Origin of the sequence: Streptomyces alboflavus, from assembly GCF_000716675.1 — a bacterium.
Classification (GTDB): domain Bacteria; phylum Actinomycetota; class Actinomycetes; order Streptomycetales; family Streptomycetaceae; genus Streptomyces; species Streptomyces alboflavus.
The window spans coordinates 79,969-101,340 of record NZ_JNXT01000009.1 but is presented as its reverse complement, the minus strand read 5'-3'; the positions used below and the strand labels follow the sequence as shown (position 1 = coordinate 101,340).

The 21,372-nt window shown below is 67.6% G+C and carries 16 protein-coding genes; 4 read left to right on the top strand and 12 right to left on the bottom strand.

Features of this window, described 5'->3' with window-relative positions:
- Positions 1-83 precede the first annotated feature (83 nt).
- The 5 genes from OO63_RS09655 to vioD form a co-directional block, all read right to left on the bottom strand.
- Complete coding sequence (locus tag OO63_RS09655; protein WP_030363825.1) at positions 84-293, bottom strand: MbtH family protein; 210 nt, start codon at positions 291-293, stop codon at positions 84-86.
- 28 nt (positions 294-321) lie between these two features.
- The gene (locus OO63_RS09650) at positions 322-1,707 is read right to left on the bottom strand and encodes a condensation domain-containing protein (RefSeq protein WP_031192437.1); all 1,386 of its coding nucleotides are present in this window, start codon (positions 1,705-1,707) and stop codon (positions 322-324) included.
- A 115-nt stretch (positions 1,708-1,822) separates the two neighbouring features.
- Entirely contained in the window at positions 1,823-5,026 is a 3,204-nt protein-coding gene (locus OO63_RS09645; protein ID WP_078861747.1) for a non-ribosomal peptide synthetase, read from the bottom strand.
- A gap of 65 nt (positions 5,027-5,091) precedes the next feature.
- Positions 5,092-6,123: a guanitoxin biosynthesis L-enduracididine beta-hydroxylase GntD gene (gene gntD / locus OO63_RS09640; RefSeq protein WP_051810705.1), complete on the bottom strand. Its 1,032-nt coding sequence runs from the start codon at positions 6,121-6,123 to the stop codon at positions 5,092-5,094.
- A 23-nt stretch (positions 6,124-6,146) separates the two neighbouring features.
- Positions 6,147-7,265, bottom strand: coding sequence for a capreomycidine synthase (gene vioD / locus OO63_RS09635; RefSeq protein WP_031192439.1), 1,119 nt, complete (start codon positions 7,263-7,265; stop codon positions 6,147-6,149).
- A 180-nt stretch (positions 7,266-7,445) separates the two neighbouring features.
- Between vioD and OO63_RS09630 the strand changes: the two genes are divergently transcribed.
- The gene (locus OO63_RS09630; protein WP_030363666.1) at positions 7,446-7,631 is read left to right on the top strand and encodes a hypothetical protein; all 186 of its coding nucleotides are present in this window, start codon (positions 7,446-7,448) and stop codon (positions 7,629-7,631) included.
- A gap of 26 nt (positions 7,632-7,657) precedes the next feature.
- Positions 7,658-8,860 carry a cytochrome P450 gene (locus OO63_RS09625; protein WP_234311486.1) on the top strand — a complete coding sequence of 401 codons (1,203 nt, stop codon included), beginning with the start codon at positions 7,658-7,660 and terminating at the stop codon, positions 8,858-8,860.
- Between the two features lie 241 nt (positions 8,861-9,101).
- Here the strand turns inward: OO63_RS09625 and OO63_RS46300 are convergent, their stop codons facing one another.
- From OO63_RS46300 to OO63_RS47750, 4 genes are all read right to left on the bottom strand, one after another.
- Positions 9,102-12,491 carry a thioester reductase domain-containing protein gene (locus tag OO63_RS46300; RefSeq protein WP_051810703.1) on the bottom strand — a complete coding sequence of 1,130 codons (3,390 nt, stop codon included), beginning with the start codon at positions 12,489-12,491 and terminating at the stop codon, positions 9,102-9,104.
- A complete protein-coding gene (locus OO63_RS09615) occupies positions 12,488-12,742 on the bottom strand; it encodes a hypothetical protein (RefSeq protein ID WP_157853971.1) in 255 nt (84 codons plus the stop codon). Before OO63_RS09615 ends, OO63_RS46300 begins: the two co-directional genes overlap by 4 nt.
- Before the next feature lie 67 nt (positions 12,743-12,809).
- Entirely contained in the window at positions 12,810-14,720 is a 1,911-nt protein-coding gene (locus OO63_RS09610; protein WP_078619046.1) for a non-ribosomal peptide synthetase, read from the bottom strand.
- A complete protein-coding gene (locus OO63_RS47750; RefSeq protein WP_078619045.1) occupies positions 14,720-14,890 on the bottom strand; it encodes a hypothetical protein in 171 nt (56 codons plus the stop codon). Before OO63_RS47750 ends, OO63_RS09610 begins: the two co-directional genes overlap by 1 nt.
- 186 nt (positions 14,891-15,076) lie before the next feature.
- Between OO63_RS47750 and OO63_RS09605 the strand changes: the two genes are divergently transcribed.
- On the top strand, positions 15,077-16,288 hold the full coding sequence (locus OO63_RS09605; RefSeq protein ID WP_051810702.1) for a cytochrome P450: 1,212 nt from the start codon (positions 15,077-15,079) through the stop codon (positions 16,286-16,288).
- Between the two features lie 80 nt (positions 16,289-16,368).
- Here the strand turns inward: OO63_RS09605 and OO63_RS09600 are convergent, their stop codons facing one another.
- The 3 genes from OO63_RS09600 to OO63_RS09590 form a co-directional block, all read right to left on the bottom strand.
- Positions 16,369-17,676: an MFS transporter gene (locus tag OO63_RS09600; RefSeq protein ID WP_031192443.1), complete on the bottom strand. Its 1,308-nt coding sequence runs from the start codon at positions 17,674-17,676 to the stop codon at positions 16,369-16,371.
- Between the two features lie 122 nt (positions 17,677-17,798).
- Positions 17,799-18,968 carry an acyl-CoA dehydrogenase family protein gene (locus OO63_RS09595; protein WP_031192444.1) on the bottom strand — a complete coding sequence of 390 codons (1,170 nt, stop codon included), beginning with the start codon at positions 18,966-18,968 and terminating at the stop codon, positions 17,799-17,801.
- Between the two features lie 14 nt (positions 18,969-18,982).
- Positions 18,983-20,539, bottom strand: coding sequence for an acyl-CoA synthetase (locus tag OO63_RS09590; protein WP_031192445.1), 1,557 nt, complete (start codon positions 20,537-20,539; stop codon positions 18,983-18,985).
- Between the two features lie 113 nt (positions 20,540-20,652).
- On the opposite strand from OO63_RS09590, the gene OO63_RS09585 reads away from it, so the two are divergent.
- Positions 20,653-21,279 (top strand): TetR/AcrR family transcriptional regulator, encoded by a 627-nt coding sequence (locus OO63_RS09585; RefSeq protein WP_033263988.1) that lies wholly within the window; start codon positions 20,653-20,655, stop codon positions 21,277-21,279.
- Positions 21,280-21,372: the final 93 nt, after the last annotated feature.

Sequence of the window (21,372 nt, the reverse complement as noted above, 5' to 3'; positions counted from 1 at the left end):
GTGCTGGTTTCAGGTCCCGGCACGAGGGCTAGGTATTGGTTTCTTCGGGTCCGGTCGGGCAGCGATACCACAGCGATGGGCCGTCAAGAGGTTGTCGCCTCGACCAGGGACTTGGGCCGCATGTCCGTCCAGTTCCGTTTCACGTACTCCAGGCAGTCCTCTCGCCCAGCTTCGCCGTGTACTACGGTCCAGCCCTTGGGCGCAGTGACGGCGGCGGGCCACAACGAGTGCTGGCCCTCAGCATTGACCAGCACCAGGTACACGCCGTCTTGGTCCTCGAATGGATTCGCCATTGCTTTCACTCCCCTGAGTAAGTTGTCATCATCCGGCAGCGGCCGCGCAATTCGATATGCGTGCCGAATTCATGGGATCTTCCCCCAGCACATCGACTGTGCTGGTCGACGCATCCGGGTCCGCGACAAGAGCGGCCAGCAGCAGCCGGTATCCGTCGGCCACGCGCTGTGCGGTCTCCGGTTCGAACATGTCGAGTTGGTACTCCAGGAACGCATTTATCCCAGCCGGCTCCTTGTCCGGGCCGAAGTTCTCCCGCAGGCTCAAGGCCAGGTCGAACATGGAGCTGCCGGCGTCGATGTCCCATGGCACGTCGGTCAATCCATCCAGATTGAGCCCGGCGTCGGTGTCGTTCTCCACGGTGAACATGACCTGGAAAAGCGGGTGACGGGTCCGCGAGCGGGCCGGATTGAGTTCCCTGACCAGGTGATCGAAGGGGATGTCCTGGTTGTCGTAGGCATCAAGGGCGACGGCCTGGACCCGTTTGACCAGGTCTCGCAGACTCGGGTCGCCGGAGACGTCGACGCGGAACACCAGCATATTGACGAAGTACCCGATGAGATCGGTCAGCGCGTCATCCATGCGGCCGGCCACGGGTGAGCCCATCGGAATGTCGGTGCCCGCACCGAGCTTGCTCAGCAGCGCCGCAAACCCGGCCTGCAACACCATGAACATGGTCGCTTTCTCGGTGCGGGCGACCTCGGTCAGTGCCGTATGCAGATCGGCGTCGAGGGTGAACTCGATCGTGCCCCCGGCGAAGTCGGACAGCGGTTGGCGCGGGTGATCCACCGGCAACCGCAGCTCCTGGGGTATGCCGTCGAGCACCGAGCGCCAGTGCGCGAGCTGTCTCGACGCCAGGCTGTCCGGGTCCTCCTCGCGGCCCAGCAACCGCCTCTGCCAGAGCGCGTAGTCGGCGTACTGGACAGGCAGCGGCGGCATGTTCGGCTCGGCACCACGGCGCCGCGCCGCGTAGGCCCGGGCGAGGTCTCGGGTGAGCGGACCCAACGACCAGCCATCGCTGACGATGTGGTGCATCGAGATGAGCAGCACGTGCTCCTGCGGCCCCAGTGCGAACAGCCATGCCCGAATCGGCAGGTCGCACACAAGGTCGAACGGGAGTTCCGAGGCCTCGTGCATCGCCTCGTGCAGCTCTTCCTCGGCGAGCTCCTCGTACTCCAGTCTCACCGCGCATTCCGAGATGTCCAGGACGACCTGGTGCGGCTCGCCCCCACTGTCCCGGATCACCGTGCGGAGCGATTCATGCCGCTGCACGACGTCCCGCACTGCCTCCTCCAGGGCCGTGCTGTCCAGCTGCCCCGTCAGCCGCGAAGCGAGCTGCATGGTGTATATCGAGCTGCCCGGATTCATCTGGTGGATGAACCACAGTCCGAGCTGCCCGAACGACAGAGGGATCATGACTGGTCCCACATGGTGTTGGCGGTACGGGAGGATCGAATGTGGTCACGCGAACGGCTTGACTCAATCATTGAGATCCCTACTCCTCTGGAAGTCATCCGGCGCCCGCCCTGGGTCAGCGGGCCGTCGGGAGGAGTGCCGGCCGGGTGATGACGGCGATCTGACCAGAGTCGATCTGCGCCGCGAGCAACGCCGCGGTAGGCGCCTGGAACAGGGTCTTGATACCGATCTCCACACCCATGACACTGCGGATCCGGCTCAGCAGACGCACCGCGTGCAGCGACTGGCCGCCGAGTTCGAAGAAGCTCTCGTCCACGCCGACCGCAGCGAGGTCCAGCACCTCGCCGATGAGCTTGCACAGTTGCTGCTCGCGCGCGGTCCCCGGGCTGCGGTCCGTGACAGATGCACGATCATCCGGAGCAGGCAGGTTACGCCGGTCCACCTTGCCGTTCGTGGTCAACGGCAGGTTCTGCAAGCGCACCACGGCAGACGGGAGCAGGTAACCGGGCAACTGTGACGCGGCGTGGCCGAGGATCTCCTCGTTGGTCGCCTGGGCCACTACGTAGGCGACGACTTGCCGCAGCCCCGGCCTGTCCTCGCGCACCACGACGGCGGTCTGTTCCACACCTGGGTGCGCCGCGATCACGTTCTCGATCTCGCCGAGCTCGATCCGGAAGCCGTTCATCTTGACCTGGTCGTCCCGGCGCCCGACGTACTCAAGAGTCCCGTCGTCACGCCAGCGGGCCCGATCCCCGGTGCGATACATCCGCCCCCCGGCCGGACCGAAGGGACAGGCGACGAAGGCGGCCGCAGTGAGGTCGGGTCGGCTGAGATATCCGCGGGCCAGCCCGGCGCCGCCAAGGTACAGCTCGCCCGCCACGCCCACCGGCAGCGGCCGCAGGCCCTCGTCCAGGACGAAGACCTGGGTGCCGGCGATGGGCCGGCCGATGGGTGGCGGTTCGTTCCCCTCGTTCCCCGTCAGCGGGCCGATCAGCGTGGCGCACACGGTGGCCTCGGTAGGCCCGTAAGCGTTGAACATGCTGCAACGCCCGGACCAGCGTGCGGCGAGGTCGGCGGTCAGCCTCTCCCCGGCAACCACGACGGTCAGGTCCGCGGGCAGATCCTCGTCGGGGGAGAGCGAGGCGAGTACCGAGGGCGGCACGGTCACGTGCGTCGCGTTCTCTCGGACGAGCACGGCTTCGAACGAACCTCCGACGAAGTCGTGAAGAGCCGGGACGAACACCGCCGTAGCGCCGCTGAGCAGAGCCATGCAGAGCTCCGAGACAAAGGCGTCGAAACTTGGACTGGCGAATTGCAGGACCCTGCTGTCGGACCGCACGCCGAATGCCTCGATCTGCGCGCCGGAGAGCCCGGCGAGGCCCGCGTGCGTGACTGTCACGCCCTTCGGTGTCCCGGTCGAACCGGAGGTGTAGATGACGTATGCCGGATGCGCGAGCGTGAGAGGGTGCGACCGCTGTGCGTCGGAGAGGTTCGACGCGTCCACGTCCGCGTCCAGCCCGGCCTGCTGTTCGTCGAGGACCAGAATCGGCGTCGTCCAGGGCTGGGCCGTGGCGCCCGCGGCATCGGTCAGCAGCAGGGCGGGACGCGCGTCGCCAACGACGTACTCGATTCGCTTGGTCGGATAGGCCGGGTCGAGCGGCAGGAACGCGGCACCCGCCTTGCTGATCGCGAGGATGGCCAGGACCAGGAGCGGGCCGCTGGGCAACGCGACCCCCACCAGCTTCTCGGGTCCCATTCCGCGGGCGGTCAGAACTCTGGCGAGCCGGTTGGCCCGCTCGTTGAGTTGTCGGTAGCTCCACCGCGACTCGCCGCAGGAGACCGCGCACGCGTCGGGGCGCCGCGCGACCTGGGCCTCGAAGAGCGAGGGGAGGACGACGGGATCGTATGTCGCGCCGTCTCCGCTCTGCTGCGTCACCAGCAGAGCCTGTTCCTCCTGTGAGGCCAGTGGAATCTCGCACAGCGGTCGGTTCGGCGAGCGGACCGCGTTGGCGAGGAAGGTCGTGTAGTGCGTGGCGATGCGGCGGATCGTCTCCGGCGCGAACAGATCGGTCGCGTACTCGATTTCCGCTTCGAGTCGGCCGTCCCGCTCAACGACCTCGATGCTCAGGTCAAGTTTGCTGGCGGTGCGCGGTGGCGGTGCGGCTCCCTCGATCGTCAGTCCCGCGACGTGTGTGGACTCCTCCAGCGCCTCGTCGTAGATGAACGCCGTCTGGAACAGCGGATTGCGGCTCGGGTCGTGTGGCGGACGAAGTCGCTCGATGACCTTCTCGATCGGCGCTTCCTGATGGGCGAGACCTTCGATGGAAGCCCTGCGTGTCTGGTTGACCAGGCCGTGGAAGGTCTGATCTCGCTCTGGACGTACCCGGAGGGCCAGGACATTGACGAACATGCCGACCATCTCCTCGGTGCCCGGCTCGGTCCGACCGACCATGGGGGTGCCCACCACCAGGTCCTCTTGGCCTGCGTAGCGGCCGAGAACGGCAGCCCAGCCGGCGAGCATGACCACATAGGGGGTGACGCTCCAGCGGCGGGCCGCCTCCGCGAGTTCGACGCGCAGCGAAGCCGGCAAGGTGAAGGAGTGGCTGGCGCCGTGGAAGCTCATGCGTGCGGGACGCTGGTAGTCGGTGGGCAGTTCAAGTGCGAAGGACGCGTCCTTGAGCTGGGTGCACCAGTGCTCGACCTGACTGTCCAACAGGCCCTCGTCGAGCGAGCGACGTTGCGCGACGGCGTACTGCCCGTAGGCGAGAGGCAGCACGGGGAGTTCGGGTGTGCGGCCCTCGTCCCCCGCGGCAAGAAGCTCGGCGAGCTCCTGGACCAAAACGCCGGCCGAGACTCCGTCGAAGATCAGGTGATGTATGTCCACCAGCAGGCGGTGATCCGCGGGGCCGAGGCGGTACAGGCCGAACCGCACGAGCGGCCCGTGCAAGAGGTCGAACGGAGCTGCCGTCGCGGCGCTCACCCGCTCAGTCATCTCCTGCTCCGAGGCCACATCCTGCGGATCGAGCCGTACGGGGCGTGCGGGGACGACGACGAACCGGGGCGAGCCAGACGCGACGGACACCACTGAGTGCAGCACTTCGTGCCGTTCGACGATATGGGTCAGTGCCACCTCGAGCAGCCCGGGGTCCAGCTCGCCGCGCAGGGCGAACACGACCGGGGCCCCGTAGTGCGAGCCCTCAACGGCGAGCTGCTCGGAGACCCAGATTCGCTCCTGTGCCAGGGAAAGGGGGAAATCCCTGTCAACGCGGCGGTCCTGGCCGTCTTTCGGTTGCATCGCAGAGTCTTGGGTGGTCGACACTGACGTCTCCCAGTCGTTTCCGGGTAGGGTCCGTCCGGCCGCGAGGGCCGAGGCGCTGTCGGTCGTCAATGGATCACTCGCGCGTCGTGGCTGATGCGGCGATCGCGCGACTTCCGCAGGTCGCGCGCCACGTTCAGCCTCTTGAGCCAGCGGTCCGTGCCGTCGAAGCGGGCAGTGAACGGCACCCTGCCGTGGACGATCTTGTAGTTGTCCACGAAGAGCAGTTCACCCGGTTCGAGCACGTAGTCCCGTATGTTGCGATCGACCTCCGCTTCGATGGCCTTCATCGCGCGGGCGCTGTCCGGGACGGTGTACGCGTCCTCCATGAAGAATGGATCGATGCGTAGATAGGGTGCTTCGCGGTCGCCGAAGAGGATGGCGACTCGGTCAGGCTCGCTGTCCTTGGCCATGATCCATTCATAGCTGCGCGCGAGCAGCTCGCGTTCGCGCGCCGACATCTCCCGGCTGTCCTCGTCGTGGTGCGGCAGATGCGAGCGGTCGGGCTTGATCGGGTACCGCTCCTGAGCGAGCAGGTCCCTGATCTCGTCGGTGAGTTCGAGGTCGTCGACCGAGGCGAAGGTCGTTGCCACCCGGTCGTGGTTGCGTAGACAGGCAAGGCCCAGGTAGTCGGCCCGCAGCGGGTGGAAGGCCTCCTCGGTGTGCCAGGTCAGCAGTTCTTCGCTGCCCGAGCCAAGCTGCTCGTTCTCGTGACCCTTGATCGGAAAGATGTCGTGCATGACCCGGCCGTCCTGCTGCGTCGCCCAGGCGATGGGGTCGCCCAGCAGAGACGCGCAGAGCATGAAGTACACCTCCGCGGGGAGCGTGGACGCCCGGCCGACCTGGGTACGCCAGTGCTCGGGAGTGGGCCCGACAGCGACGTCGTCGATCCGGAAGCCGCGGATGGACAGCACGCCGCCGGAAGCCTCCAGGCGGAACGCGTTCAGCTCAGCCCGCAGCCGCCGCGGCAGCTCGTGTGCGTACACCGCGCACTGCCGGACGAACTCCGGGTCACTGACCGAGTGGAACTTCGCCGTGACCGAAGCGAGTACGTCGTTGACTTCCTTTAACTCAATGTCCGAGAGTTCAATGCTCTGCATGTTCGTCAGGGTTCCTTTCCGCCTCACGGTTGGAGACTCGCGGCGAACTCAGCGCCCAAAATGTCCAGGCCTTTGCTCAGTTGGCTGCGATCGCCGCCGAAACCGAGCCGGACGCGGCACGGGTGGTCGAATGCCCGGCCGGGGACGAGCAGTATGTTGCTGGTCTCTCCCAGCCGACGGCATAGCTCGGTCGTGTCCCGCCACGGGCGCAGTCGCGGGAACGCTGTCACTCCGCCGAGGGGCAGCGGGAGGTCGACACGGTCCTCGTGCCGCGCGGCCCAGTCGGCCAACAGGCGTCGGTTGGCCTTGGCGTTCTTCAGCCGGGGAGCGATGAAGACGTCTGCGCGTTGTACGACGCGCAGCGCTATGTACTCAAGAAGCGGAGAGAGGCTCAGGGTGATGCGGTCGCGCAGATTGGTCATCGCCCGCAGCAGCTCCGGGTCGGCCATGCACCATCCGAAACGCATGCCGGGCAGCCCAAAAGCTTTTGAGAAGGTTCCGATCGACACAGCGCGCGGATAGCTCAGTCCGGGGTCCGGCAGCGGTGCGTCATCGTAGACCAGGTCTGTGAAAGCGCCGTCCCACAGGAGATGGGCGCCAACGTTGTCAGCGATCTCAAGCAGGCGACGGAAACCATCGAGGTCGAGTGTCGCGCCGGTCGGGTTGTGCGGAAAGTTGACCACAATAACCTTGGTGCGCGCGGTGACGAGCCTCGCAAGTTCCTCTACATCAGGCCGGAACTTGTCCTCCTCGCGCAGCCGCCAGCGCAGAACTTCGCACCCCATGGACTCCGCGACGGATACGTGCGAGTGGTAGGCCGGGTGCAGGGCGACGACTTGGTCACCCGGCTCAAGGAGGGTCTGGAGCGCGACGTAGATAGCCTCGCTGCCGCCGTGCGTAAGCATGACCCTGCGCGCGTCACCGTCCCCCCAGCGCGACGCGATGGCCTCGCGCAGGTCGTCCCGGCCCAGGCACGGACTGTCCCGGAAAACGATCTCGTCCAAATCACCGGGATCGATGCCGGCGAGTTCTCGCACCTCTCCGAGCGAGTAGTCGAGAACCCCGCTCGACCCGATGTCTATCGCAGCGTCATGATAGTGGTCACGCATCCAGTCTTCGAGCAATGCCCCATCAAAATTCATCGTTCTCCAGAACCTTGTCCTCGCGACCTGAGAACCGCGACCCCATACAGAGATCGCAAGAGGTATAGATCGAGGGTGTGAGGTCTTCTGAGGAGCAATCTATGTCCTCTCCGACAGGGGCAGTTGACAGATATTGCCCGCTACGGGATCTGTGTTGCTGCCCGTGCGTCGATGAGTCGGGTGCCCCATCTGCCGATAACCGGCATCGAGGAAGAAGAGGGCTTCCGCGGCATGAGGATGGATACGAAGACCCAGAACAGGCTGTTGTCGATCGTTGCCCGATACTGGATCAATATTGCTGCGTCATCTGCCGTCGCCGATTCGGCTGTTAAGGTCACGGAGCGCGAAACCGAGCAAACTCCGTAACAACGAAGGTGATTTCCTTGGTGGACATGCGAGCAGGGTTCGACTATGACAGCCATGACCCGGCGATAGCGGTGGATCCGTTTCCGACCTATGCGAAACTCCGCGAATCCTGCCCGGTGCAGTGGAGCCGCGCCTGGGACGGCTATTGGGTCACGACCGGCCACCGTGAGGTCTCCTCGGCGGCCCGCGACGCCCGGGCCTTCCACACCGCGCAGGACAGGGCGGACGGCACGGTGCAGGGGGTGACCATTCCCTCGCTCGGGCAGAGCAACCGGATGATACCGCTGGAACTCGACTCGCCGGAGTGCCTGAAGTACCGCAAGCTGATCTCCGTTTTCTATTCCCCGAAGCAGGTCGCCGCGCGCGCCGGCGAGGTCCGGCAGTTGGCGGCGGCCTGTATCGACGAGGTGATCGAGCGCGGCGAGTGTGACATCGTTCTGGCGATGACCGAGAAGCTGCCCAGCATGCTGACCATGCGGGACATCGGACTTCCGGAGGAGCGGTGGTTCGACATCGACTCCCTGCTCTACCGGGCGCTTTTCGCCGCTCCGCACGATCCATCGACAGCCCGCGCATGCGCGCAACTGATCTGCCTGGAGCTGGTGGAAGCACTCGACGCGCAACGGGACGGCGACAAGCGGGGGCTGCTCGGGCACCTGGCAACCTGTGAGGTCGACGGAGCACCGGTACCGGACGATGACATCGTCTCGATGATGTATTTGCTGCTGCTCGGCATCCATCCGACGTCGAGCGTGACCGCGATCGCGCTGCGTACCCTCGCCCAGCAACCCGAGATGCGGTCCCGGCTGATGTCCGACCGCTCGATGATCCGCACCGCCGTGGACGAGTTCCTGCGGTGGGTCTCGCCCGTTCAGAGCACGGGCCGGATTGCCGCCGAGGACGTCGAACTCGGCGGGCAGCGCATCGCCCGGGGCGAGCAGGTGATGCTCGGGTGGGCCGCGGCGAACCGCGACGATTCCGTCTTCCCGCACTCGGACCGGATCGACCTGGACCGCGACGCCGGCCGCCACCTCGCTTTCGGTGCCGGCCAGCACTATTGCGTGGGCGCGGCCATGGTGCGGGAGATGTTCACGGCGATGCTGGAGGAAGTGTTCGACCGGATACCGGACTACACCGTCGCCGATGACGCGGCGATCGAGTGGTTTCCGGATCTGACCCCCGTATACGGGATCAAGGCTCTGCCGATACGGTTCACGCCCGGCCGATAGGCCGGGCGTCGTTCATGACCGAGGAGTCGGCCAGGAAGCCGACGATCGGGATCTCCGCCGCGAAGGCACTGTTCAGCCTTTCAGGATCTGCAGAAGGGCGCCGCCCCGTTCGACGAGTGCGGCGACGGTGGCGGCTTCGTGCCCGACCTCGATGAACAGGCGCGCCATGGCCTACAGGGTGACCGCACGCGCGGGACGCGGAGCCGGGGGATGACCCCGGCTCCGCGTCCTGTGCGCCACCTCAGTGGTTGACGTGACCGCCGTCCATGGGGCGCCCGGCTGCCATCAGGTTCTTCAGGTCCCGGCCGTACTTGGCGACGAGGTCGCGCGTGATGCTCGGGATGTTCCCGTGCCCGGCGATCGCACCGTCCCGGACGGCGGCGCGGAACCGGTCGGAGGGGATGACGGATCCGCGTACCGGGTCCTCGGGCTCCTTGAAGCCGTGCCGGACGGGCAGCGCCGCGAACTGCCGCTGTGCCTCGGGCAGGGCGCGCATCGCCGCCTCGAACCGCAGGTACCACTCGTCGTAGTCGTCCACCCGCTCGATGGTGTGGCCGTCCTGCGCGAGCCAGTCGACGATGGCGTCGAGGGAGACACCGTCGTCGTGGGGGTTCACGAAGCTGAACGTGCGGTATCCGGACGGGGCTTCGGAGGTGCCGCCTCCCCCCAGCGCCACCACGGCGGCGGCGGTGAAGTCGACCGGCAGGCCGTCGTAGTGGGCGCGTTCGCCGTCCGCACGGTAGAAGCTGCGCGGCGCGACCCCGGTGGCGAGCACGCTGAACAGGAGGCGGCTGAACACATCGGTGACGTTGAGCTGTCCGCCGTACCGGCTGTGCGCGAGGATCATGCTGGACCGGATGCTCGTGACCGGCAGTCCGCACAGGTCGTGCGCCTCCCGCAGCAGCACCTCGCCGGCCCATTTACTGGTCGCGTACCCGTTGGCGTAGCCACCGTCGACGTTCAGGGCCGGTAGGGCGACGCGGACGTCGGAGTCCTCGTCGAGTGCCGGCCGGCAGGAGTCGGCGACCCCGACGCTGGAGATGTAGGTGATCGGCTTCGCCCGGCGGGTGAGGGCCAGCCGGACGATTTCGGCGGTGCCGACGACGTTGGCCTCGAAGAGGTGCGGGTACGGCAGGAGGTGGTTCACCACCGCACCGGCGTGGACGATCAGGTCGACCTCGTCGGCCAGCCGGTCCCAGGCCGCCTCGTCCAGGCCGAGCCGCGGTTCCGCCATGTCACCCGCCACGACCTCGAGATGGACCGCGGCCAGTTCCTCGTACGTCCGCACCAGCTCCGGGTCGCCGCTGTCGAAGGCCGCGTCCAGCCGCTGCCGGGCCGCGGTGGCGTCATCGCCGCGCACCAGGGCGATCAGCCGGCCGCCGGCCGGCGCCAGGGTGCGCAGCCATTCCAGGGCGAGGAAACGGCCGAGGTAGCCGTTCGCGCCGGTCAGCAGCACGGTGCGCGGCTCACGCTCGGCGCGGGGCAGCGCGGGGGCGTCGGCGATGAGGTGTGCGTCGAGGAACTTGTCGAGGGTGAGGTCCTTCGCGTGGACCTCGGTCACGCCCTCGCCGTGCACCGAGGCGAAGGTGGGCCGCCGCACGGCCGTGACTCGGCGAGCAGGACGCCCGGCGCCCTCGCCGCCTTCCTTGACCTCGACGATGCGGATCGTCATCTCCTTGAGCGTGACCGGTTCCAGGAACAGCTCGATCGGTACGTCGATGTCCAGCTCGTCGCGGAGACGTCCGGCCAGATGCACGGACGTCAGTGAGTCGCCGCCCGCCTCGACGTACGTCTTCTCCAGACCGGCGGGCCCGTCGAGATCCAGCGCCTCGATCACCAACTCGGTGACCTTGGCCTCCAGTTCGCTCCCCAGCGCGGGCGCCGTACTCTCCGCCGGCGCCTGAGCGGCCGGGCCGCGCGGCGTCAGGGCGCCGTAGCTCTCCCCCGCGAACGGGTACGACGGGAGCCGTACCCGGCGCACCTCGCCGTCCGGCGTCGGCCAGGTCACCTCCTCGCCGCGCAGCCACGCCTCCCCCGACGGGTCCCGCACCGGATCCGGGTGGCCCTCGGCCAGTGCCATGAGCTTGTCCGACGCCTCCCGCACACCGGCGGCGACCACGTAGGCACGCACGGGCATCCCGACCCGGCCGGTGCGCAGGGTGTGCGCGACATCGGCGAGGGCGGGGGCGTCGGCCTGTCGCAGGCGTGCCGCCAACCGCGTCGCCACGAGGGCGAGTTGATGCTCGGTGCGGGCCGACAGCGGCAGGACCGTCGGGCGGGCGTCGGCCTGCGCGCGCGGCTCGCGTGCGGGTGCCTCCTGCACCACCGCGTGCACGTTCGTGCCGCCCATGCCGACCGACGTCACGCCGGCCAGCCGGGGCAGGTCCGACCTGCGCGGCCAGGGACGGGCCTCGGTCACCAGCCGCAGCGGCGAGTCCTGGAGGGCGGCGACCGGGCTCGTGATGTTCACCGTCGGGGCCAGGGTGGCGTGCTCCAGCATCAGGACCGTCTTGATCAGCGCCGCCACACCGGCCGCCGTGTCGGCGTGCCCGATGTTCGACTTCACCGAACCGAGCGCGATGCCGACGCCGCGGTCGAGGCCGGCTCGGGCGGTGAACGCCGCGCTCGCCGCCTCCAGTTCGATCCGGTCGCCCAGATCGGTCCCGGTCCCGTGCGCCTCCACGTACTGCGCCGCCGACGGCTCAAGACCCGCCGCCGTCCACGCCTCGGTGATCGCGGCCGTCTGCCGGTCCACGCCCGGCGCGGTGAAGCCGATCTTGCCCGCCCCGTCGTTGGTGACAGCCGTGCCCCGGATCACCGCGCGCACCGGGTCGCCGTCGGCGAGGGCGTCCTCCAGCCGCCGCAGCACCAGCACCCCTACCCCGCTGCCCGGCACCGTGCCGGCCGCCTTCTCGTCGAAGGGGCGGCAGCGGCCGTCGGGGGAGGAGGTCCCGCCCTGGTAGTAGACGTAGCCCTCCTTGCGCACGGTGCCGATGGCGACGCCGCCCGCGAGCGCGGTGTCGCACTCGCCGAGCAGCAGGGCCTGGACGGCAAGATGGACCGCCGTCAGCGAGGTCGAGCAGGCCGTCTGGACCATCATGCTCGGCCCGTCCAGGCCAAGGCGGTAGGAGATCCAGGGCGCCAGGAACTCGCGGTCGGTGAGGATACGCAGCTGGAGCGCGCCGATCGACGCGGCGAGCGCCGGGTCCGTCTCGGCGGCCAGCGCGTGGTCCGTCGAGCTGCCGCCCATGTAGACGCCGGTGCGGGGCGGTGCGTTCAGCGGGGCGTACCCGGCGTCCTCCAGCGCGGACCAGGCGGTCTCCAGGAGCACCCGGTGCTGCGGGTCCAGGGCGGCCGCCTCGGTGCGGTTGAAGCCGAAGAGCTCGGCCTCGAAGCGGTCCGCGTCAGCGAGATGCCCCTTCACCGGGACGAACGCGGGATTGCGCAGCTCGGCCGGGTCCGCCCCGTCGGCGAGCAGTTCCTCCTCGGTGAACTCGGACAGCGAGCAGACGCCGTCGCGCAGGTTGGCCCAGTAGGCGTCGAGGTCGGGGGCGCCGGGGAAGCGTCCACTCATCCCCACGACGGCCACCGTTTGCTCAAGGTCGTGCTGTGCGGCTTCGTCGGTCGTCATCGCGTCGTGCCCTTCCTGGAACGGAGCTTGTGCGGGGCGGCCCGGCGGTCGCTGCCGCGCCGGGTCGCCTTCTGTTCGGCCGTCTGGTCGAGCTGGGCATCCACGGCGGCCACCGCCGGGTGCCGGAACAGGTCGGTGAGGGTCATGAAGTCCTGGTGCTCCGGGTGTTTCTGGAGCTCCGCGAGGACGGCCTGCGGCCGTATCGCCTGGCCGCTCGAGTCGAAGAAGTACGTCACCACGGATTTCCCCATGTCAGGGTCACATCCCTATGGGCCCCCATGAGACGAGTCCTTCCGGCTGGTTGTCTCAACTCCACCGTCACCGCCGTTGCCCTCCCTCCAAACGCTGGCGCCGTGCCCGCAGCGCGCGAGAGCGCCTGGCCGATGCCTCTCGCCCGACCACAGCCGAACCGTCGTCCGAGGGCACGCCGTCACGGATCAGCGTTGCCTGCGCCGCCACCGTGGTGTGCGAGAACAGAGCAACAACCGAGAGCCGAACTCCCGCATGTCGCTCAAGGGCGTTCTGAAGCTCAAAGAGCTTGACCGAGTGGCCGCCCAGGTCGAAGAAATTCACCTCGATCGGAACGTCTTTCCGCTTCAGTACCTCGGCCCACGCGGCGGACACCCGTCCAGTCGTGTCGTCCGTGGGGGCGGCGGCTGCATCCTCTGTCTGGGAGTCCGGACAGGTTTCTGCCAGAGCACTGAGACGCTTTCGGTCGATTTTGCCGTTGACAGTCACGGGAAACCGATCGAGCACGTGAATCCAGTTCGGAACCATGGCTTGTGGCAGCCTGCGGGCCACGTGCTCGCGGATGAGTTCTGGAGAAATGTCAGGAGGCGTAGAAATGTCAGGAGGCGACAGGACGAACCCGACAAGCTGGGTCCGCTCCGCGTTCGTCACCACAGCGGCGTCGCTGACCCCTGGTGCAGTACGCAGATGAGCCTCGACTGCGCCGAGTTCGATCCGATGGCCACGGATCTTGACTTGTTGATCGCGGCGGCCGAGGAATTCCAACTCACCGTCGTCGTTCCACAGGGCGAGGTCCCCCGTGCGGTACATCTTGGCGCCATCGACGTCGGTGAAAGGGTCACCGATGAAAGCCTGGGCAGTCGCTTCAGGGCGGCCGAAGTATCCTCGAGCCACCCCTGTGCCGCCGATGAACAACTCGCCGCTCACACCGCGTGGGACCGGCTCAAGATCCTCATTCAGCAGGTACAGGCGGACACCAGGTACCGGCCCGCCGATGGATATCGGTCCAGGGGCCTCATAACGGCGGTAGCTGGCCCATACGGTGGCCTCGGTCGGGCCGTACTCATTGACCAGGGCGACTGTGCGGCCGAGCAAGGCGAAATGGCGTTCCACCAATGCCTCAGTCGGCGACTCGCCGGCCACGATCACCGTGTCCAGCGCGTCCAGCCGCCTGCCCTGCCGTGTCGCCGCGTCCAGCAGTGCGCCGTAGAGGAGCGGTACGCAGAGCAGCCGGGTCACCTGCCGGCGTTCCACCAGGCCGACCAGCCGCTCAGGATCGCGGATTTCATCAGACGCAGCTACGACCAAGCATCCCCCCGCGGTCAAGGTCCCCCACACCCCGGCAACCGAGGAATCGAAGGCCAAGGGAGACACAAGCAGGAAGACTGGAGCGCCGGGATACACCGCGCGGCGTGCCCAGGTGGAAGCGGACAGCTGACCGTGCTCGACCAGGACGCCTTTGGGCTCACCGGTGCTGCCCGAGGTGTAGATGATGTAAGCGGCGTCATGGGGTGTCACCGTGACTGCCGCCGCCGTGGCCTCTTCTCCTTCTCGGGCGTCCTCCGCTCGAATGACCGGGCAGGTGAGCGTGGGCAGTCGGTCAGATGTGCCGTCTGCGACGATCACGGCACAAACGCCCGCGTCGGCGAACACATCAGCGATCCGCTGATCAGGGTGGGCCGGGTCTGCCGGGACGTACGCGGCACCGGCGTACAGGACTCCGAGCACGGCGGCAATCATCGCGTTCGAAGGTTCAACGAGCACACCGATTCGCTCGCCTCTGCCCGCACCCGCCGCACGGACAGACGCTGCGATGCGCCTGGCCCAAGCGTCGAGTTCGCCGTAGCTCAGCTCGGTGCCCCCGCTCCGAACGGCGACCCTCAGCGGATCACTGCCGGCTATCCGGGCCACGACTTCATGGACTGGGCCAAGCTCCTCGGGTGGAGCGTCCGACACAAAGTTCTGTTCTGGCAAGGTCATCAAAATTCCCACACTGATTCTCGGCTGATGCTGCTCGGTTCATGGCGTGCCAACAGGCCAAGGACGACCTCGGCTTGCCGCCCCGGCGTGCGAGCGGCCAACATCGTCCGGGCGGGGACCTGAACGCCGAGACGCTGGTCGAGCCGGCGGGTAAGGAATGCGATCAGCAGTGAATCTCCCCCAACTCACCCCGGGCGTCAATGCCGAAAGGAGGGCCTGCGAGGCGGCTCGCAATATGCGTCCAGAAGAGCGCAATACCTGTCAACCGTGCTTTGCTGGCGACGCTTGACGCCAGTTCGCGGACATGGCTAGCCTTCCTCGACATTCCATCACCGGCGCAGTTCTGAGGATCCTCCATGCGCACTGCCCATACGACGAATCTCTCTCACCTGCTCGATCCCGAACACGCGGCGGAGCCATACTCGTTCTATGCCGAGTTGCGCACAAAATCACCGGTGCAGTGGGATGATTGGATGCAGACGTGGGCGGTGTTCGGCCATCCAGAAATTCTCGATCTCTCGAAAGACAGACGTCTTTCTGTAGCCAGAATTTCGGATTTCTACGAGAGCTTCCCCGAACAGGCCCGTGGCGATGTCGCACTGCTGGCTCGCACACTGTCGGACATGATGCTGTTCAATGATCCGCCGCATCACACCCGGCTACGCCGACTGATCAGGCCGAGCCTTTCTCCCCGCCTCTCCAGGGAACTGCGCTTTCATGTCCAGGAGTTGGCCGACGAACTGCTCGACAAGGTCCTGCCGAGCGGGCGCATGGACATCATTCACGACTTCTCGGAACCACTCAGCCGTGGCGTCATCGCGAAACTGGCAGGCGTATCCGACGACGCCACCCACCTCCTGGAGAGCTGGCAGGGGCTGTTGCATGAGTTCTTCACCCAGTCCGACTCCCAGAACGCGCGGATACAGGCACTGAGGGAGTCCTTCGACCGCACTGCCACCGCTCGTCGAAACAGCACGGCCGACGACTTCTTCAGCCGTATGATCAGTCCCCAACTCCAGGCAGCCGACTACACCGAGGACGAAATCTTCGCCAACCTCTTGCTGCTCATCGACGCGGGGCAGGCGACCACCACACATATGATCGGGAACGCGGTCCTCGCCCTGCTGAACAACGACGAGGAAACTCAGCGGCTGCGCAGAGATCCTGAGCTGATCACACCCGCCACGCACGAACTGATGAGATACGACAGTTCGGTCCAGTTCACCACTCGGAAGGCACTCGCCGACATCGAACTCGGTGAGCACCTGATCCGAGCCGGCCAGTCGGTGACCCTGGTTCTTGGTTCAGGGAATCGTGACCCCCGCCGCTACACCGACCCTGACACATTGGATGTCTCCCGACCGGCCGCTGATCACCTGTCGTTCGGGCACGGCATCCACTACTGCCTGGGCGCCTCACTGGCCCTCACCGAGATCGACGTCGCACTGCGGGCGCTGCTGCGTCGGACCACCAACTGGAAGTGCGAGGTGGCGCAGCCCGAGTGGCTCGAAAGCATCAACTTCCGTTTCCTCGCATCACTTCCGATCACTTTTGAGGCAATCGCCTGAATGTGGCATTCGCCTCGGGGATCGGTGGACCGGTGGATCGGATGTGCCTGATCGGTTGGTGACCCCTGATGCGATGCGGTTCAGCGCTGGTGACCGACGTCGAGGCCCAGAAGTCGTGCGTCCCGCTCCGGACGGATGGCGGCCAGCGCGAAGGCGCCGGCCATGAGCATCACCGCGCCGGCGACGAAGAAGGCGGTGGTGTAGCCGACGGCCGGGGTGTCGGCCGTGTCGATGAGGTGGCCGGTCAGGAACGGTGCCACGAGGCCCGGCAGAGTGCCGATACCGGCGACGACACCGAAGACGGCGCCGCACTGGGCAGGAGGGACGACCTCCGCGGTCGTCATGTAGTGGAGGGGGATGGCGATGGCCGTGCCGCCGAAGGCCAGCGCGATCAGCAGGAGCCGTGGGCCGGACTCGTCGACGAACGGGAACGCCGTCATCGCGCACCCCGCCGCGCACACGGCGATGCTCTGTGCCGCCCCGCTGGACCAACGGCTGCTCACGCCACGGGATTTCAGCGCGTCCACAAAGGGCGAGACCGCAAGCAGCAGCACCAGTCCGAAGCCGGAGATGACGCTGATGGCGGTCGCGGAGGCCGCCGCCGTCATGTCCATCTGCGTCCTGAAGTAGGCGGGCAGCCAAGCATGGCTGAGGGACAGCGCCCACGCCGCTCCGAAGGCGCTGGCGATGCTGCCGAGTACGGTGCCGGTCAGCAGGATTCTGCGGTACGGCAGTCGGAGCCCGCTGGATCCGGCGGTCGTGTGCTTGTGGTCGTACGATCCGTCGTGGCCCACGCGCCACCACAGGAGCGCCCAGCAGGCGCTGATGACCGCGAGGACGGCGTAGGCCGAGCGCCAGCCGAAGCCGTCGATGAGCCAGGTGACCAAGAGTGCCGCTATGAGTGTGCCCAGGGCCGCGCCGCCGATCTGGAGAGCTGAGGGCAGGGCGCGGCGCTGCGGCGGGAACCACTTGTAGAGGGCGTGCATCGACATGGATGCCGCCGGTCCTTCGGCGGCGCCGAGCAGAATGCGGCCGGCCATCAGGGTGGGCACCGAGGCCACCACGAGGACCGGGAGCTGGGCCACGGCCCACACCACGGTCATGACGAACAGCAGGACCCGGCTGGAGATCCGGGTGGAGAGGAATCCGACGAGGAGTCCCGAGACGCTGAAAAGGAAGAAGAAAGAGCTGGATATGAGGCCGTAGGTGCTGTTGCTGAGGTCGAGTTCCTCCATGATCGGAACGGCGGCGAGGCCGAGGACCGACTTGTCGGCGAAGTTGATGACCATGAAGGCCACGATCATCGCCGTGATCAGCCAGGCTCTGCGGTGGTCGGCTGCCAGGGCGACGAGGGGCTGGGACTGCGCGGTGGCGGTGCGGGGTGTCATGGGGCGACTCCTGCGGGTGCGGGTGGAGCAGGGGGTCGTACGGGTGGGCGGCCGTTCCCCGCCGCCGCGGGCCCGCGCGTGGAAGCGGGCCCGCGGCACCGCCCTGGGCGCCAAGGAGTCGGTCAGAGAAGGCCCTTGGCGATGGCGTTCTTGTGGATCTCGGTGGTTCCGGTGACGATCCGGAACATCCGCAGGCTGCGGAAGATCTGCTCGACCTCGTGGCCGCGGGTCAGACCGGCCTTGCCGTGGATCTGGACGGCCTGGTCGGCGACGCGGAAGGACGCCTCGGAGGTGAAGAGCTTGCACATGTTGGCCTCGACGGAGACGTTGTCGCCCCGGTCGGCCTTCGCGGCGGTGGTCATCACCATCGCGCGGGCGGCGTAGATCTCGGTGGCCATCTCGGCGATCTTGTGGTGGATGGCCTGATGGGCGAGGAGCGGCTGGCCGAAGACGACGCGGTTCATCGCGTACTCCACCGACAGGTTCCAGGCGCGGCGGGCGGCGCCGATGAGGGACGGGCAGTGCAACAGGCGGTTGAGGGTGATGCGGCCGATGCCGATGCGCAGGCCCTGGCCGATCTCGCCGAGGAGGTTCGCGGCGGGGATCCGGCAGTCCTCGAAGAGGAGGTCGCCCTCCATCTGCTGGCCGGACATGGGGACTTCGCCGTCGAGGACGCGGCAGCCGGGGGTGTCCAGGTCGACGAGGAAGGCGCTGTACGCCTCCTCGGCGCCGGCCATGCGGGCGACGACGATCGCGAAGTCCGCGAAGGGGGCGGCGGAGCTGAACACCTTCTTGCCGTTGAGGACATAGGTGTCCCCGTCCGGGGTGGCAGTGGTCGTCATGCGGCGTACGTCGGAGCCCGCGTCCTCCTCGGTGAGGGAGAAGCAGCACGCCCGCTCGCCCCGGACGACGGGCATCAGGAAGCGCTCCCGCTGTTCCTCGGTGGCGTACTTCACGATCGCGCCGACCCGCAGCGGACCGCCCATGTCGCCGAGGACCGAGTGGGAGAGAGCCGCCCCGGAGGCGGTCAACTCCTCTTTGAGGGCGCACAGTTCGTAGACGCTCAGGCCCTGGCCGCCGAGCTCGGGGGGCAGGCTGATGCCGTAGAAGCCGAGTTCCGCGCTGCGCTTCCAGACGTGTTCGAGGGTGGTGCGGTCGAGCTTTGTCTCGGCGGTGATGCCGTGCTCGCGCTCGTAGGGGACGAGCTCGTCGTTGAGGTAGGCGCGCAGGCGTCCGACGAGGTCCTGGAGGCTCGGGTTGTCGTCGTAGGAGGGTTCGAGAGTGAAGGGCATGCCAGGGGTCCTGTTCAGTTGACGCGGCGCTCGGCGCCCGCCCAGTAGCGGTCGCGGATGGCGCGGCGGTCGATCTTGCCGTTGGGGTTGTGGGGCAGGGTGGCCACGAAGTCGACCGAGCGGGGCTTCTTCATGCGGGCCAAGTGCTGGGCGCAGAAGTCGACGAGGCCGGTCTCGGTGAGGGCGGCGCCGTCGCGTGCCACGACGACCGCCTTGACGGCCTCGCCCCACTGCTCGTCGGGGACTCCGACGACGGCGGCCTCATAGACGTCGGGGTGCTGGTGCAGGACGGCTTCGACCTCGACGGCGTAGATGTTGAACCCGCCGGAGACGATCATGTCTTTCTTGCGGTCGACGATGAAGACGTAGCCGTCGGAGCGTCGGCGGGCGAGGTCGCCGGTGAAGAACCAGCCGTCCCGGAAGGTCGCCGCGGTGAGGTTCGGCTCGTTGTGGTAGCCGGGGACGACGTCGGGGCCGCGGACGGCGATCTCTCCGATCTCTCCGTCGGCGACGGGCTGTCCACTGTCGTCGACGATGGCGACCTCGGCCTCGGCGAGCGGTCGGCCGCAGGACAGCAGCAGCTCCTCGTCCTGGCCCTCGATCGCCCGCCGGTGGTCCGCCGTGGAAAGGAACAGCACGCCGGAGGTCGTCTCGCCGCACCCGTACCCCTGGGACAGGACAGGGCCGAAGAGCTCCCAGGCGGCCCTCATCCGGGCCGGGGACATGGGCGCGGCGCCGTAGATCAGCTGGCGCAGGGTGGAGAGGTCGTAGGCGCGGGCGTTGGGCAGCGCGAGCACGGTGTTGACCATCGTCGGGACGACGAAGGCGTGGGTGGCGCGCTCGCGCTGGACTGCGGCGAGGAACTCCTCGGCGTCCCAGCGGGGCAGCACGATCGCGCAGCCGCCGGCGAAGAGGATGCCCATCAGCGGCATGCCGGAGGCGTGGGTGACCGGTCCGGCCAGGATCTGCCGGTCACCGGGGCCCACCCGGGTGTCGGCGCTCATCACGGACTTGCGCATCAGGGCGAGCCTGTTGCCGTAGGTCTGAACCGCCGCCTTGAGCTTGCCGGTGGAGCCCGAGGTGAAGTGCAGCACGGCGATGTCGTCCTCGTCGCACTCCGTCTCGACGGGCTCCGGCTCGGTGCCCGCGAGGGTCTCGGCGTAGCCCGGGCCGAGATCGCTCGGGCCGTCGTAGCCGATGACTGTCTTGACCCCCGTACCGGGTACTGCGGCGCGGGCGGTGTCCAGGTGGGCGGCGTCCGTCAGGAGCACCCTCGCGTCGGACTCCGCGAGCAGGTGAGCCACTTCCGCGGTACCGAGCCTGGCGTTGATCGGCGCCCGGGCCAGGCCGGCCTTGTAGAGGGCGACTTCCGTGACGACCAGTTCCGCTCGGTTGCCGGCGAGGGTCGCCACGCGGTCGCCCCGGTTCAGGCCGAGGGCGCGCAGGGCCGTCGCGAGCCGGTCGCTGTGCTCGTCGAGTTCCGCGTAGGTCAGCCGGGCGGGTCCGCAGACCACCGCCTCGGCCTCGGGTTGGTGACCGGCAGTCCGGTGTACGTACCGCCCGAAGTTCATCGCACCTCCAGCGTTCCCGAACAAGCTGTTCAGTAACAAGCTTGGCGTGCGGAAACGTAAAGGCAGCGTTAGGGTCAGGTCAACGGTCCGGACGAGAAGGAAACGAAGTGGACATGAAGCCCGCGGGAGATCGCCGCGTCCGCAGGACACGGGCGGCGCTGCGCCAGGCCCTGGTCGAACTGGTCCTGGAGAAGGGGTTCCACTCGATCACGGTCGAGGAGATCACCGAGCACGCCGACATCGGCCGGGCCACCTTCTACGCGCACTACCGCGACAAGGAGGACCTGCTGGTAGGCATCGTGCGCGACCTCGCCGACGACCGCGAGCGCCTCTTGCCGGCCGTCCGGCAGGCGCACGCGGAGGGCTTCACAGGACTGCCGGTGAAGTACATCTTCGAACATGCCGAGCAGGAGAAGGCCGTCTACCAAGTCGTCCTGCGGGGCGAGGGTGACGGCCGGGCCCTGCGGGAGTTCACGGATCTCATCTGCTCGCACGCCGAGGCCGCCTTCCGCGCGCGGACCGAACAGCTCGGGGTGACACCCCGCATCCCCCTCGACGTCGTCGCCCGGGCGTGGACCGGGGAACTCATCGGCCTGCTCACCTGGTGGGTCGAGAACGACACCGGCTACAGCGCGGCCGAGATCACCGCGAATCTGCGGGACCTGTCGGTCTACGGCCGCGTCTGGGCCACCGGACTCGCCCCGTCGGACGCCCCCGGAGCCCTCGACCTCACCCCCTGAGCCCGCCTCAGCCACGCGGCTCCCTCGCTCCCCACCCAGGGCAACAAGGCCGAGATACAAGACACGGTGTACGGTATCGAGCTCAAGGGGCGC